Raw genomic sequence first — 14,155 nt, 5'->3', positions numbered from 1 at the left:
CGGTGTGGACGCCGGAATCGGCTCGTCGCCCACCGCCCTTGGACAGCGTCACCGCGCCGGTTCCGCCCACGGTCCCCACCCCGGCGGTGGCCAGTTCGGGCTCGGGCAGGGTGCGGGTCGCGATGCCGCCGGTGCGCGCCTGGTTGAGACCGGTGAACTTGGCCGAGCCGAACGCCGCGCTGCGGGAGAACAGGGCGACCAGCGGGTGGGTGAAGAGGAACACCACGATCAGGTCGATCACCGTGGACAGGCCGAGGGTGAACGCGAAGCCCTTCACCTCACCGGCCGCGAAGTAGTACAACGTCGCGGCGGCCAGGAAGGACACCGTGTCGGCCGACAGGATGGTGCGCCGCGACCGTTCCCAGGCGCGCGGGATCGCCACCCGGGCCGTTCGGCCCTCATGCACCTCGTCCTTTATCCGCTCGAAGAACACCACGAACGAGTCGGCGGTGATACCGACCGCGACGATGAAACCGGCGATACCAGCCAGGGTGAGGGTGAACCCGATCTGCTGGCCGAGGATCACCAGCATCGCGTAGGTCAAGCCGCCGGAAACCATCAGCGAGATGATCGTGACCAGCCCCAGCGCCCGGTAGTAGAGCAGCGAGTAGATCACCACCAGGACGAGCCCGATGCCGCCGGCCAGCAGGCCTGCCTTCAACTGGTCGGTGCCCAGGGTGGGTGAGATCGAGGTCGCCGACTGCTGCACGAAGTTCAGCGGCAGCGCGCCGTACTTCAGGGAGTTGGCCAGGTTGGTGGCCTTCGTCTCGTCGAAGTCGCCGCTGATCTCGGTGGTCCCGCTGATGGTGCCCTGGATGGTGGAGGCGACGATCACCTTGGTGTCGAGGGTGTCCGCGACCTGGTTGGCGATGTCGTTGGGGTTGACCGTCACGTTGTGCTTGGCGGTGTAGGCGGCCCAGGCTGCCTGGCCCTTGGGCTTGAGGTCCAGGCTCACGGTCCAGGTCAGCTGACCCTGGACGGAGCCCGGCGCCCGGGCGTCAGCCGTCTTGACCTCGGTGCCGGCCACGATCACCGGGCCCAGCAGGTACTTGGTGGTGTTGGCCTGGTCGCAGGTGATCACCGGCTTGCTCGGGACGTCCAGCGGCTTGGTGATGTTGTTGCACGGCCAGGACTGGATCGCGTTCTGGAGCGCGGTCGCCTGGGCGGCCGGCAGCGCGGCGATCGCTTCAGGAGTGGTCGGCGGGGTGAAGCCGAGCCGCTTCCACTGGTCGATCGGCGCGCTCGGATCGGCGGCGCCGCCGGCCGAGCCGGACGGCGACGGGGAGCCGGCAGCGCTGGCCGACGGCGACGGGGTGGCCGACGGCGACGGGGTGGCCGGCGGCGACGCGGCCGGCGAGCTGCTGGCGGCCGCGTGCGGGACCACCCGGCCGTGCGCCGACGGTGAGCTGGAGGCGGGCTTGGCGGTGGCCGAGGGCTTGGCGGTGGCCGAGGGCTTGGCGCTGGCACTGGCCGAGGGCTTGGCGCTGCCGCTCGCGGAGGCCGAGCCGCTGGCCGAGGGTGACGCCGAACCCGTCGGGGCCGGAGCGGCAGCGGGCACCGGCTGCATCAACAGCGGGCGGAACTGCAGCAACGCCGTGCCGCCGACGTCCTTGATGTCATTGGCCCCGGCGCCAGGCACCGACACGACGATCCGGTCGTTGCCCTGGGTGACCACCTCGGCGGAGGACACCCCGAGCCCGTTGACGCGGTTGGTGATGATCTGGCGGGCCTGGTCCATCGAGGTCTTCGTCGGGGTCTTGCCACCGGTCGACTGGGCTTTCAGGATGACCTGAGCGCCGCCCTCCAGATCCAGGCCGAGCTTGGGCGTGCGAGGCTGGCCCGGCCAGAACACGATGCCGTAGAGGACTACGAACAGACCAAGGAGCACTGCGAAATAACGCCCGACGCGCAGCGTTCCGGCTGATGGTGCCACGGAAATTGTTCTCCTCATTCGTCACTTCACGCCTGCGAGGCCGACAGGCCCACAGCCGCCTGCCCCACAGCCGCCTCAGCCGATCACCGGTGTTCTGCCCGGTTGGCGGACTCGGGGAGATAGTATGACCGATCGCCTCAAGGATTGCTCACCCTGCCCGGCATAACGGTCTAACTCGGGCTGCTGCCCCGCCGCCGAGGTCGCCGGCTGCTGGGGCTCGCCGGCCGCGGCGCCGCCGAGGACGGCAGCTGCGCGGCCGGTGCGTCCACCGCGCCGCGGGGCTCGCCGGACTGCCCCCCGCCCCCGGCGATCGGCTCGCGGTACTGCTCGGGCAGCTCGGTCACCTCGCGCAGCGCGGCGATCGTCCAGCGCACCTCGACCCCCGGCGCGATGGACAGCAGCACGGTGCCGTCGTCGTTCACCGAGACCACCGTGCCGTACAGGCCCGAGGTGGTCATCACGTCGGTGCCGGTGGTGATCCGTTCCCGCCGGAGCGCGTCCGCCGCCGCGATCCGCTGCTTGTTGCGGCGGGAGAACAGCATCATGGCGACCAGCAGCAGAGCCAGCAGCAGCAGCGGAAAGATCTCGGTCACAGCGCGGATCCCAACTAGGCGGAGCCGGTCAGCGGGCCGGCATCGGCTGCGGCGATCGGCTCGCCGCAGTGTTCGGACAGGTCTGCATTCCCAACGTCAGACGTCGTCAAAAAGTGTCGGCGAGACCCCGCCTTCCAGGCCGGCCGGTGGCCGGATGCCCAGGTGCTGCCAGGCGGCCTGGGTCGCCACCCGGCCGCGCGGGGTGCGGGCCAGCAGGCCGGCTCGCACCAGGAACGGCTCCGCGACCTCCTGCACCGTCTCGATCTCCTCACCGACCGCCACCGCGAGCGTGCTGACCCCGACCGGGCCGCCGCCGAACCGGCGCACCAGCGCGTTGAGCACCGCCTTGTCCAACCGGTCCAGGCCGAGCTCGTCCACGTCGTAGACCTCCAGGGCGGCGTGGGCCACCTCGGCGGTGATCAGACCGTCGGCGCGCACCTCGGCGAAGTCACGGACCCGGCGCAGCAGGCGGTTGGCGATCCGGGGCGTGCCGCGTGACCGGCTGGCGATCTCGGCCGCGCCCTCCGGGGTGAGCCGGACGTCCAGCAGCTGTGCCGACCGGCGCAGCACCTGCTCCAGCTCCGGCACCTCGTAGAAGTCCATGTGCCCGGTGAAGCCGAACCGGTCCCGCAGCGGGCCGGTGAGCAGGCCCGCCCGGGTGGTGGCGCCGACCAGGGTGAAGGGCGCCAGCTCCAGCGGAATGGCGGTCGCGCCGGGACCCTTGCCGACCATCACGTCGACCCGGAAATCCTCCATCGCCATGTACAGCAGTTCCTCGGCCGGGCGGGCGATCCGGTGGATCTCGTCGATGAACAGCACCTCGCCCTCGCCCAGGCTGGTCAGCAGCGCGGCCAGATCCCCGGCCCGCTCGATGGCCGGGCCGGAGGTCAGCCGGAACGGTGCGCCGAGCTCGGCGGCGATGATCATCGCCAGGCTGGTCTTGCCCAGGCCCGGCGGGCCGGACAGCAGGACGTGATCGGGTGGCCGGTTGCGCCGCAGCGCACCCTCCAGCACCACCTGCAGTTGCTCGCGGACCTTCGGCTGGCCGACGAACTCGGTAAGCCGCCGAGGCCGCAGGCTGGCCTCGACCTCGGTCTCCTCGACGTCGGGGAACGGCGAGACGACGTCGCGGTCGGGATTCATCGGGCGCGGCCGAGCAACTGGATGGCCCGCCGCAGGATGACGGCGACCTCAGGGTTGTCCTCCGAGTCCGCGGCCACCACATCGATCGCCTCGGCGGCCTCCTTGCCGGTGAAACCGAGGCCGGCCAGCGCGTGCAGCACCTGGTCCTTCCACGGCGCGATCGCGGTGACACCGGCCAGCGGCGAGGTGCCGTCAGAACCGCTGATCGAGCCGATCCGGTCCCGCAGCTCGATGACGATCTTCTCAGCACCCTTGCGCCCGATGCCGGGAACCTTGACCAGCGCCGGGAAGTCCCCGGTGGCGATCGCCCGGCGGACCTCGCGCGGCGGGTACACCCCGAGAATCGTCTGGGCCAGCTTCGGGCCGACCCCGTTGGCGGTCTGCAGCAACTCGAACAGGCCCCGCTCGTCGTCGTCGGCGAAGCCGTACAGGGTCAGCGAGTCCTCCCGCACCACCAGGCTGGTCGCGAGCCTGGCCGTCTCACCGACCCGCAGCCGGGCCAGCGTCGCCGGCGAGCAGGAGACCGCGAGCCCGACACCGCCCACCTCGACGACCGCGCCGTCCGGGCCCACGGCGGCCACCCGGCCGTGCACGCTTGCGATCATCGGCGCACTCCTATCGGTGGGGCTGAATCATCTCGGTCCGCTCCTCGCTCGTCCCTCGCTGCGATGCTCCCTCGCGAACCGGGACGGCTGCCGCTACCCGGCACCCGGGCACCGGCCCGGGCGTGCGTCACGGCGGCATCCAACCGGGCCTGGGCGGCGCCCCGCCAGATGTGACAGATCGCCAGTGCCAGGGCGTCAGCAGCATCGGCCGGCGTGGGGGCGACGTCCAGTTTGAGGATCCGGGTCACCATCGCGGTCACCTGGGCCTTGTCCGCGGTTCCCGAACCGGTGATCGCGGCCTTCACCTCGGACGGGGTGTGCAGGTGCACGGCGATGCCCTGCCGGGCGGCCGCGACCATCGCCAGGCCGGCGGCCTGCGCGGTGCCGGTCACCGTCCGGACGTTCTGCTGGGCGAACACCCGCTCGACGACGACCACATCAGGACGGTATTCGCTCACCGCGGCGGTCAGCGCGTCGGCCAGCACGAGCAGCCGGGTCGCCAGCGGATCCTCGGCCGGCGTCCGGACCACCTCGACGTGCACCAGCGACAGCGCCCGGCCGGTGCTGCCCTGCACCACCCCGATGCCACATCTGGTGAGCCCGGGGTCCACGCCGAGCACTCGCATCAGGCGCCTCATTCCACGGTTTCCACAGACTGTCTCGCTCGGGCCACACCCAATCGAACGGGCGTTCGACACGTTACCGGCCGCCGCCGCGCGTGGTTGCCCTCGACACGCGGCAGCCCCCGCGGCGCCACCCGGCTGCCTAGACTCCCCGATCATGACCCTGCCGTTTCGACGAGCGCCGCGCGCCGGCATCCGCCCCAGCCCGATCTTTCTCGCGGTGCTGGCGGTCACCGCCGTCGGTGGCTACCTGGCCTGGCAGGCCAGCACCGCCACTCGGACGGCACGGCTGGGTGTCTTCCTCTTCATCGTGGCCGGCTGGGTGGTGACGGTCTGCGTCCACGAGTTCGCCCACGCCTATCTGGCCTGGCGCTTCGGCGACCGGGAGGTCGAGGCCCGCGGCTACCTGACCCTGAACCCGCTCAAATACAGCCATCCGGTGCTCTCCATCCTGCTGCCGGTGCTGTTCATCGCGATCGGCGGCATCGGGCTGCCCGGCGGGGCGGTCTACCTGCATCCGCACCGGTTCCGCAGCAACGCCCAGCGAGCGCTGGTGTCGTTGTCGGGTCCCGCGGTCAACGTCGGCTTCGCGGTGTTGCTGCTGGTGCTGGTACGCCGGGTCGGCCTCGGCAGCGAGCACGGCATCTTCTGGTACGGGGTGGCCGGTCTGGCGCTGCTGCAGGTGATGGCCTCGATCCTGAACCTGCTGCCGGTGCCCGGACTGGACGGTTACGGCGCGATCGAGCCCTATCTGGACCCGAAGTTCCGCCAGTCCGCCGAGCAGTTCAAGCCGTTCGGCATGCTGGCGCTGTTCGCGTTGCTCCAGATCCAGTCGCTCAACAGCGCGTTCTTCCGGGCGATCTACTGGTTGTTCGAACTATCGGGACTGCCGGCGCCCGTCGGCCAGATCGGCCTGGAACTGTTGAGGTTCTGGGAGACCAGCTGAACGCCGGTATTTTCTTCGGCAACCGCCGCTCCTCAGCGTGAGCGCCGTAGCGTTGCTCTAACAGTTACGGGGGAACGTCGATGCAGACACTGGCTCGGCTCGCGGTGCGACGGCGCTGGTTCGTGGTAGCCGGGTGGATCGTCTTCATCGTCGCGATGCAGGCACTGCTGGGCGGGCTCGGCGGCTCGGACTACCGAGACGACTTCAAGCTTCCGGGCACCGAGACCCAGACAGTGGCCGAGCTGCTGTCCGCGGCGGGGCTGGACAGCCAGAACGGCGCCAGCGGCACCGTGGTGCTGCATGCGCGCTCAGGCACCATCGCCGACTACGCGGGGCAGGTCCAGCCGGCGCTGCGCAAGCTGTGCGACGGCGGCTTCGGGATCGCCTCGGTCAACTCGCCCTACGGCCTGGTGACCTGCGCTCAGCCCGGCAGCCCCAGTGGGGGCACCGACCCGGCCGCGGCAGCCGCCCAGGTGAGCAAGGACAAGCCCATCGCCGTGGCCGATGTCAACTGGGCCGAGCAGCAGCCCGCGATCGCCCAGATCACCGGCGTGCACGACGCCCTCACGCCGCTGAACTCCGCGGGCCTGCAGGTCGAGTTCACCGGTAACGCCTTCCAGGTCCTCGCCCAGGAGACCACCGGCGTCCCGCCCGAGGTATTCGGTTTCCTGGCCGCCCTGATCATCCTGTTCGTGGTGTTCCGGACCGTCGGCGCCACCCTGCTGCCGCTGGTCAGCGCGATCGCGGCGATGGGCAGCGGGCTGGCCCTGATCGGCCTGCTCTCGCACGTGATGTCGGTGGCTACCTTCGCCAATCAATTGGCATTGCTGATGATTCTGGGCGTCGGCGTCGACTACGCGCTGTTCATCGTCACCCGGCACCGGCGGAACCTGATGCGCGGCATGGGCGTCGAGGACTCGATCGTGGTGGCCATCAACACCTCCGGACGCGCGGTGCTGTTCGCCGGGATCACCGTCTGCATCGCCCTGATGGGCTTGTGGGCGCTGGGAGTCAGCTTCCTGTACGGGGTGTCGCTGGGCACGGCCATCGGGGTCGCGCTCACCATGCTGGCCTCGCTCACCCTGCTGCCGGCCCTGCTGAGCTTCCTGGGCGTGCGGGTGCTGCCCCGGCACCAGCGCAAGGAGGTCCGGGCCGGCACCTTCGACCTGAGCGAGCACAAGGACTTCTGGTATCGCTGGTCGCACCGGGTCGAGCGGCGCAAGCTGGCCCTGGGCGCCGCGGCGCTGGCGATGCTGGCGGTGCTGGCGATCCCGTTCTTCTCGATGCGGTTGGGCTCCTCCGACCAGGGCAACGACCCGAAGTCCTCGACCACCCGCAAGGGCTATGACCTGATCGCGCAAGGGTTCGGGCCCGGCTACAACTCCGGGCTGCAGCTGGTGATCAGCGGCCCGGGCGCTGCCGACCAGGCCTACCTCGGCAGGGTCAGCCGGCACCTGAGCACCGTCGCCGACGTCGCCCCGGCCAGCGTGCGGGCATTTCCGGTCACCCGCGACATCGCGCTGGTGACGTTCAAGTCCAGCACCTCACCGCAGGACGCCAGGACCACCGAGCTGGTGAAGAAGCTGCGCGGCACGGAGCTCCCACCGCTGTACGCCGGCACCGCCAACCACATCTACGTCTACGGCATCACCGCGATCTTCGCCGACTTCGCCAAGGTGCTGTCGGCCAAGATGCCGGTCTTCTTCATCGCCGTGATCGGGCTGTCGTTCCTGCTGCTGCTGGTGGCCTTCCGCAGCGTGGTGATCCCGCTGACCGCCGCCGTGATGAACCTGCTGGCGGCAGCGGCCTCCTTCGGGGTGATCGTGGCGATCTTCCAGTGGGGCTGGCTGTCCGAAGCGCTGGGGATCGGTGGTGGCGGCCCGATCGAGGCGTTCGTCCCGGTGATGTTCTTCGCGGTCCTGTTCGGCCTGTCGATGGACTACCAGGTGTTCCTGGTCAGCCGGATGCACGAGGAATGGCTGCACACCCGTGACAACCGGCGCTCGATCACGGTCGGCCAGGGCGAGACCGGCGGCATCATCACCGCGGCGGCCCTCATCATGATCGCGGTGTTCGGCGGCTTCATCCTGGGTGACGCCCGGGTGATCAAGCTGTTCGGCATCGGGCTGGCCTCGGCGGTGTTCCTGGACGCCTTCGTGGTTCGGACCGTCCTGGTGCCCTCGCTGATGCACCTGCTCGGCAATGCCAACTGGTACTTCCCCAGGTGGCTGGACCGGATCACGCCGCAGGTGTCGATCGAAGCTGCCGACGGGCCCGAGCACGACCCGGCCGGCCCGAACGAGAACCGGGAACTGGCCGGCGTCTAGCGCGGCATGGCGTGGCGGGAGGGCTGCCCGCTGGGAGCTGCCGGGCCGATTGCTAGCCGACCGCTTCCAGCACGTCGTCGGACACATCGAAGTTGGCGTACACGTTCTGCACGTCGTCGGAATCCTCGAGCGCGTCGATCAGCTTGAAGACCTTGCGGGCGCCTTCCTCGTCCAGCGGCACCTGCACGCTGGGTAGGAACGAGGAGTCGGCCGAGTCGTAGTCGATGCCGGCGTCCTGCAGCGCGGTCCGCACCGCCACCAGGTCACCGGCCTCGCTGATCACCTCGAACTCCTCGCCCAGGTCGTTGACCTCCTCAGCACCCGCTTCCAGCACCGCGCCGAGCACGTCGTCCTCGGTGAGGCCGGTCTTGGGGACGAGGACCACGCCCTTGCGGCTGAACAGGTAGGACACCGAGCCGGGGTCGGCCATGTTGCCGCCGTTGCGGGTCATCGCGGTCCGCACCTCGCTGGCCGCACGGTTGCGGTTGTCGGTCAGGCACTCGATGAGCACCGCCACGCCGGAGGGTCCGTAACCCTCGTACATGATGGTCTGCCAGTCGGCGCCGCCGGCCTCGGCGCCCGAGCCGCGCTTGACCGCCCGTTCGATGTTGTCCAGCGGCACCGAGGTCTTGCGTGCCTTCTGGATCGCGTCGTAGAGGGTCGGGTTGCCGTTCGGGTCACCGCCACCGGTACGCGCGGCGACCTCGATGTTCTTGATCAGCTTGGCGAACATCTTGCCGCGCTTGGCGTCGACGACAGCCTTCTTGTGCTTGGTCGTCGCCCACTTGGAATGGCCGCTCATGCTCTCCGCTCTCCGCTCTTCGCGCGAGCGCTCATCGCCTGTTCGCTCCGCTCCTCGGCGCCAGGGCGCCTGCGATGCTCGCTCACTGTCACTCTCCGCTCTTCGCGGGTGGCTGCTCGGCCTCCCGCACCATCTGCAGAAAATACCCATGCACTCGCGCGTCACCGGTGAGCTCAGGGTGGAAAGACGTGGCCAGCAGGTGCTGCTGGCGAATCCCCACGATTCTACCCGCCGCCGGTCCGGCCTCCACCCGGGCGAGCACCTGGGCGTCCGGGCCGACCTCCTCGACCCATGGTGCCCGGATGAACACCGCGGTCACCGGACCGCCGTCGATGCCCTCGACCGGCACCGGCTCCTCGAAGGACTCGACCTGCCGGCCGAAGGCATTGCGCCGGACCGTCATGTCGATGCCGCCGAAGGTGTCCTGGCCGGCGACGCCGCCCAGGATCCGGTCGGCCAGCAGGATCATCCCGGCGCAGGAGCCGTAGGTGGGCATGCCCTCGGCGATCCGCTTGTGCAACGGCTCGAACAGTTCGAAGGAATGGGCGAGCTTCACGATCGTGGTGGACTCGCCACCCGGTATCACCAGGCCGTCCACGGCGTCGAGTTCGGACTGGCGCCGGACCGGCATGGCCTCGGCGCCCACCGCCCGCAGCGCGGCCAGGTGTTCGCGGACGTCACCCTGCAGGGCGAGTACCCCGATCAGCGGCCGCGGAGCCTCCACCAGCTATCCGGCGGCGGCGACGGGGCGCGCCGGCAGCACCAGGCTCGCCAGCAGCTCGTCGGTGACCGCCGCGATCTGGGCCACCGCCTCGTCGAACGCCTCCTGGTTGGCCTTGGAGGGCTTGCGCATCCCGGAGACCTTGCGGACGTACTGCAATGCCGCCGCCCGGCTGTCCTCGGAGGTCACGTGCTCGGTGTAAGGCGGGCGAAGGGTCTTGATGCTGCGGCACATGGCGTTACCAGCCCCGCTCGGCGAGCCGGTGCGGCTGCGGGATCTCTTCGACGTTGATGCCGACCATGGCCTCACCCAGCCCTCGCGAGACCTTCGCCAGCACGTCCGGATCGTCGTAGAAGGTGGTGGCCTTGACGATCGCCTCGGCACGCTGGGCCGGATTGCCGGACTTGAAGATGCCCGAACCGACGAACACGCCCTCAGCGCCGAGCTGCATCATCATCGCGGCGTCGGCGGGCGTGGCGATACCACCGGCCGTGAACAGCACGACGGGCAGCTTGCCGAGCCGGGCAACCTCGGCAACCAGTTCGTAGGGTGCCTGCAACTCCTTGGCCGCGACGTACAGCTCGTCGGCCGACAGCGACGTCAGCCGCCGGATCTCGCCGCCGATCTTGCGCATGTGCGTGGTGGCGTTGGACACGTCACCGGTGCCGGCTTCGCCCTTGGACCGGATCATCGCCGCGCCCTCGGTGATCCGGCGCAGCGCCTCGCCCAGGTTGGTGGCCCCGCACACGAACGGCACTGTGAACTGCCACTTGTCGATGTGGTTGGCGTAGTCGGCCGGGGTCAGCACCTCGGACTCGTCGATGTAGTCCACCCCGAGGGCCTGCAACACCTGGGCCTCGACGAAGTGCCCGATCCTGGCCTTGGCCATCACCGGGATCGAGACGGCGGAGATGATCGAGTCGATCATGTCCGGGTCACTCATCCGGGAGACGCCGCCCTGGGCGCGGATGTCGGCGGGCACCCGCTCCAGTGCCATCACGGCCACCGCGCCGGAATCCTCGGCGATCTTGGCCTGCTCGGCCGTGACCACGTCCATGATGACGCCGCCCTTGAGCATCTCGGCCATGCCTCGCTTGACGCGAGCGGTGCCCACGGTGGGGTTCGCCGGGGACAACGTGCTGGCAGGAGTGCTGGCGGGGGTGCTGGCGGCGCTGCCGTGCTCAGAAGTCATGCCGCCATTCTACGGCCGATCAGCGCCTGGCCAGGTACTAGCACCGGTGATCTCGACATCATCATCAGGGCCCGGACCGCACCCAGCCAGGGCTACCCCGAGCAGCGCCGGAGAGCTACACCCCCGGGCGGGACCGGCTACCCGAGCAGGCCGGGCTACCCCGAGCAGGGCCGGAGCTACACCCGGGTTCCCCTGCTCGCCAGCACCACGTAGGCGCCTCCCGGTGCCAGCAGCAACGGCGCGCCCTTGACGTCGGTGAACTTCGTCGCAGCGCTCGCCGACGCCCGTGACCACTTTCCCTCGATCCGGTGACCGTTGCGGAACAGCACCACCCGCCCGGAGCCCACCGTGTGGGTGAACCGGGACGGGTTGTGGTTGACGTCGATGTCGCCGCGGTTGTCCGTCACCGTGCACAGCTGCACCAGGACGTTCGGGGTCGCGATCGGCGCGCCGCTGGCGGTGTGCAGCTGGGCACCGCCGACCGTCCGGACGTACTTGCCGAGCCGGGCCTGCCACTGGAAGGTGACCGGAGTGCTGCCCACCACCGTCCGCACGCTCGCCGCGGCCGGCGCGGACTTGAGCCGGGGATCGGTGCGGGCCCAGCTGAAGCCGATGTTGCGGGAGCCGGCGGTCCGGGCCCTCGCCGACATCTGGGCGAGGTCGGCCCTGAGGTTGTACGGGGCCGGGCGGTTGCCGTCCCGGGAGAAGCCCGGAGCGCCGCGGTCGTTGATGATGCCCTTGATCGGCGACGCGTCCAGCCTGGGCAGCGCATCGTGGCCGCCGCCGGAGGCGACCAGGGAGATCCGCCCGTACTGGACGAGCAGCTCGGCATCGCTGGCCCGGACACTTCGGACCGGCTCGACGACCGGCTTGTGGGTGCCGAACACCGCCAGCATCCGGGTCAGGCCGGCCTCGGCCTCCTCGATGTAGACCACATCGGCCTTGTCCAGGCCCACCGACGGCCGCCCGTTGGCGGTGTCGTCGATCTTGACCCCCAGGACCGGGCCGGACGGCGGCTTGCCGATGCCGGTCAGCGGATTGACCGCGGCGACCGGTTTGGCGGGTGGCTTGGCGGTGGGCGCCGGGGTCGGGGTTGGGGTCGCCGAGCTGGACGGCGGTGTCGAGCTGGCGGGTGCGGCGGTCCTCGTCTTGTCACCGCCGCGCACCGCCACGGCCGAGGCGCCGCCGATCAGCACGACCGCGGCGATCCCGCCGGCGATCAGGGCCTGGGGCTTGGACAGTCCGGCGATCATCGGGGTGCTCCCTGCGGTGGAGGCTGGCTGTTCAGCCGCGTTATGTGGTCGGGCTCAGGTCGGTGGTGAGGGCGTCGTGCCCGGTCCCCGGTCGATTGCCGGGCTGTCGGTGAAGACGCTGGTGTCCTCGATGTCGAAGAACAGCGGCAGCTCCCGGCGGCCGGCCAGATGCAACAACCGGGGCATTCTGCGCGCCCGCAGCGTACGGGTGTCACGGACCGCATCGTTGAAGAATCGCCGGGCGATCACCACCCGGGCCGCCGCTTCGGCCAGTTCGGTGACCGCGTCGGCGGGCAGCCGCGCCCGGTCCTGCTGCAAGCCGGCGATCGCGCGCCCGACCTGGTTCTCGACGTTGCGCCGTTCGTCCTGCTGCCAGTGCTGCACCGCCAGCGCGGCCCGGGCGGTGTCGACCAGCGCGTGGGCGGCGTCCGGAGCGAGGGTTGAGTCCGGGCGCTCGGCCAGTTGCAGCAGCGCCGCCGCCCGGCGGACGAGTTGGGCGTCCAGCGCCGACTGCGCGGCGTCGACCCGGGCGTGCAGCCGGTCCAGGCGGGTCAGCGTGAAGGTCACCCAGGAGGTCAGCAAGATCGCGACGAAGACCGCCGCGATCAGCCAGCCCGCCGGTAGCACCGGGCCAGGCTACAAACTCGGCCGGGCGCACTCCGGGAGGCTCGCTAACCCGTCGTTAATATGACATTAGTCCCGGACGGCTTACGGCTTAGTTCCGTACGGCCGCGGCGCAGGCGATCTCGTACACCCGCAGGATCTGCGCCGCGACGACCTGCCAGTCGTAGGGTCGCACCACTTCGGCCCCGGCCGCGGCAAGCTCCTGGCGCAGCTGGTGATCCGACAGCGCATGCTCCAGTGCCCGGGCCAGGGCCGCGGAGTCCCGGTTGCGGAACAGCAGGCCGGCCCGGACGAGTCTCCCATCGGTCCGGTCCTCGCTCCTTCGTCGCTGCGATCCTCCCTCACCGGGTCTCCCATCGGTCCGGTGATCGCTGCGGTGCGAGCCCCCCTCGGTCGCGTCAGCAGGATCGAGCACCCGGCGGAACGCCGGCAGGTCGCTGGCGACGATCGGGGTCCGGGCAGCCAGCGCCTCCAGCAGGATGATGCCGAAGCTCTCGCCACCGGTGTTGGGCGCGACATAGACGTCGACGCTGCGCAGCAGTGCCGCCTTGTCGTGCTCACTCACCATTCCCAGCATCACCACCGAATCGGCCAGCGACTCCGGCAGCTTGTCGAGAAAGTCCTGCTCCTGGCCCCGGCCGGCCACCAGCAACCGCACCCCGGGCCGGCTGCGGACCAGCTCGGTCATCGCCTCCAGCAGCACCGACATGCCCTTGCGTGGCTCGTCGTAGCGGCCGATGAAGCCGATCGTGCCGCCCAGCGCCGGGTCGCGCGGGTAGCCCGGCAGCGGCTCGGCGCCGGCGAAGGCCGCGATCGACACCCCGTTCGGGATCACCACCGCATCGGCGCCCAGGTGCTCGACGATCATCTTGCGGGCTGCCTGGGACACCGCGATCCGCCCGGACAGCCGCTCCAGCAGGGCCTGGACCGCGCTGTCGAACATCGTCAGGAACCGCGACCGGGTCGAGGCGGCATGAAAGGTCGCCACCAGCGGGGCGTCGGCCAGCAGCACCGTCAGCAGCGACAGGCTCGGTGGCGCCGGCTCGTGCACGTGCACCACGTCGAAGTCGCCCTGGCGCAGCCAGCGCCGCACCCGGGTCGCCGACACCAGCCCGAACTGCAGCCGGGCGACCGAGCCGTTGTACGGGATCGGCACGGTCCGGCCGGCGGCCACCACGTAGCTCGGCAGGCTGGGCGAGTCCTCCTCCCCCGGCGCCAGCACCGACACCTGGTGACCGAGGCCGATCAGGGTTTCGGCCAGGTCCCGGACGTGCGCCTGGACGCCGCCGGGGATGTCCCACAGGTACGGGCAGACGATGCCGATCCTCATGGCCGGGCGACCTTCATGGCTGGCTGGCCGGCAGCCGGGACTGGTCCAGATCGGCCAGCCAGA

Annotated in this window: 14 protein-coding genes; 2 read left to right on the top strand and 12 right to left on the bottom strand. The window is 70.4% G+C overall.

From position 1 onward, the window contains the following. The 5 genes from secD to ruvC form a co-directional block, all read right to left on the bottom strand. Window positions 1–1,888: protein translocase subunit SecD (gene secD / locus VF542_RS12800; RefSeq protein WP_408652092.1), on the bottom strand; the 1,888-nt coding region annotated here is incomplete at its 3' end. A 215-nt stretch (window positions 1,889–2,103) separates the two neighbouring features. After that, window positions 2,104–2,526, bottom strand: a complete 423-nt coding sequence (locus VF542_RS12795; protein WP_408652091.1) for a preprotein translocase subunit YajC — start codon at window positions 2,524–2,526, stop codon at window positions 2,104–2,106. A gap of 96 nt (window positions 2,527–2,622) precedes the next feature. Beyond that, on the bottom strand, window positions 2,623–3,669 hold the full coding sequence (ruvB, locus tag VF542_RS12790; protein ID WP_408652090.1) for a Holliday junction branch migration DNA helicase RuvB: 1,047 nt from the start codon (window positions 3,667–3,669) through the stop codon (window positions 2,623–2,625). Continuing rightward, on the bottom strand, window positions 3,666–4,274 hold the full coding sequence (gene ruvA, locus VF542_RS12785; RefSeq protein ID WP_408652089.1) for a Holliday junction branch migration protein RuvA: 609 nt from the start codon (window positions 4,272–4,274) through the stop codon (window positions 3,666–3,668). The genes ruvB and ruvA overlap by 4 nt, the downstream gene beginning before the upstream one ends. Continuing rightward, window positions 4,271–4,900: a crossover junction endodeoxyribonuclease RuvC gene (gene ruvC / locus VF542_RS12780; protein WP_408652088.1), complete on the bottom strand. Its 630-nt coding sequence runs from the start codon at window positions 4,898–4,900 to the stop codon at window positions 4,271–4,273. Before ruvC ends, ruvA begins: the two co-directional genes overlap by 4 nt. Before the next feature lie 154 nt (window positions 4,901–5,054). Between ruvC and VF542_RS12775 the strand changes: the two genes are divergently transcribed. Beyond that, window positions 5,055–5,843 (top strand): site-2 protease family protein, encoded by a 789-nt coding sequence (locus tag VF542_RS12775; protein ID WP_408652087.1) that lies wholly within the window; start codon window positions 5,055–5,057, stop codon window positions 5,841–5,843. Window positions 5,844–5,923: 80 nt separating this feature from the next. Beyond that, the gene (locus VF542_RS12770) at window positions 5,924–8,170 is read left to right on the top strand and encodes an MMPL family transporter (protein ID WP_408652086.1); all 2,247 of its coding nucleotides are present in this window, start codon (window positions 5,924–5,926) and stop codon (window positions 8,168–8,170) included. Window positions 8,171–8,222: 52 nt separating this feature from the next. Here the strand turns inward: VF542_RS12770 and VF542_RS12765 are convergent, their stop codons facing one another. The 7 genes from VF542_RS12765 to VF542_RS12735 all read right to left on the bottom strand — a co-directional run bounded on the left by VF542_RS12765 (window position 8,223) and on the right by VF542_RS12735 (window position 14,092). Then, entirely contained in the window at window positions 8,223–8,972 is a 750-nt protein-coding gene (locus VF542_RS12765) for a YebC/PmpR family DNA-binding transcriptional regulator (protein WP_408652085.1), read from the bottom strand. Window positions 8,973–9,060: 88 nt separating this feature from the next. After that, the gene (gene pdxT, locus VF542_RS12760) at window positions 9,061–9,696 is read right to left on the bottom strand and encodes a pyridoxal 5'-phosphate synthase glutaminase subunit PdxT (RefSeq protein ID WP_408652084.1); all 636 of its coding nucleotides are present in this window, start codon (window positions 9,694–9,696) and stop codon (window positions 9,061–9,063) included. A gap of 3 nt (window positions 9,697–9,699) precedes the next feature. Beyond that, window positions 9,700–9,927, bottom strand: coding sequence for a DUF2277 domain-containing protein (locus tag VF542_RS12755; RefSeq protein ID WP_408652083.1), 228 nt, complete (start codon window positions 9,925–9,927; stop codon window positions 9,700–9,702). A 4-nt stretch (window positions 9,928–9,931) separates the two neighbouring features. Then, window positions 9,932–10,885 (bottom strand): pyridoxal 5'-phosphate synthase lyase subunit PdxS, encoded by a 954-nt coding sequence (gene pdxS / locus VF542_RS12750; protein ID WP_408652082.1) that lies wholly within the window; start codon window positions 10,883–10,885, stop codon window positions 9,932–9,934. Between the two features lie 176 nt (window positions 10,886–11,061). Beyond that, window positions 11,062–12,138 (bottom strand): DUF3048 domain-containing protein, encoded by a 1,077-nt coding sequence (locus tag VF542_RS12745; RefSeq protein ID WP_408652081.1) that lies wholly within the window; start codon window positions 12,136–12,138, stop codon window positions 11,062–11,064. A 54-nt stretch (window positions 12,139–12,192) separates the two neighbouring features. Continuing rightward, on the bottom strand, window positions 12,193–12,765 hold the full coding sequence (locus tag VF542_RS12740; protein ID WP_408652080.1) for a hypothetical protein: 573 nt from the start codon (window positions 12,763–12,765) through the stop codon (window positions 12,193–12,195). An 88-nt stretch (window positions 12,766–12,853) separates the two neighbouring features. Further along, window positions 12,854–14,092, bottom strand: a complete 1,239-nt coding sequence (locus VF542_RS12735) for a glycosyltransferase family 4 protein (protein ID WP_408652079.1) — start codon at window positions 14,090–14,092, stop codon at window positions 12,854–12,856. Window positions 14,093–14,155 lie beyond the last annotated feature (63 nt).

Source organism: Jatrophihabitans sp. (assembly GCF_036389215.1).
Lineage (GTDB): Bacteria > Actinomycetota > Actinomycetes > Mycobacteriales > Jatrophihabitantaceae > Jatrophihabitans_A.
The sequence above is the reverse complement of the archived record's forward strand: the minus strand, read 5'-3'. Positions and strand labels throughout refer to the sequence as shown.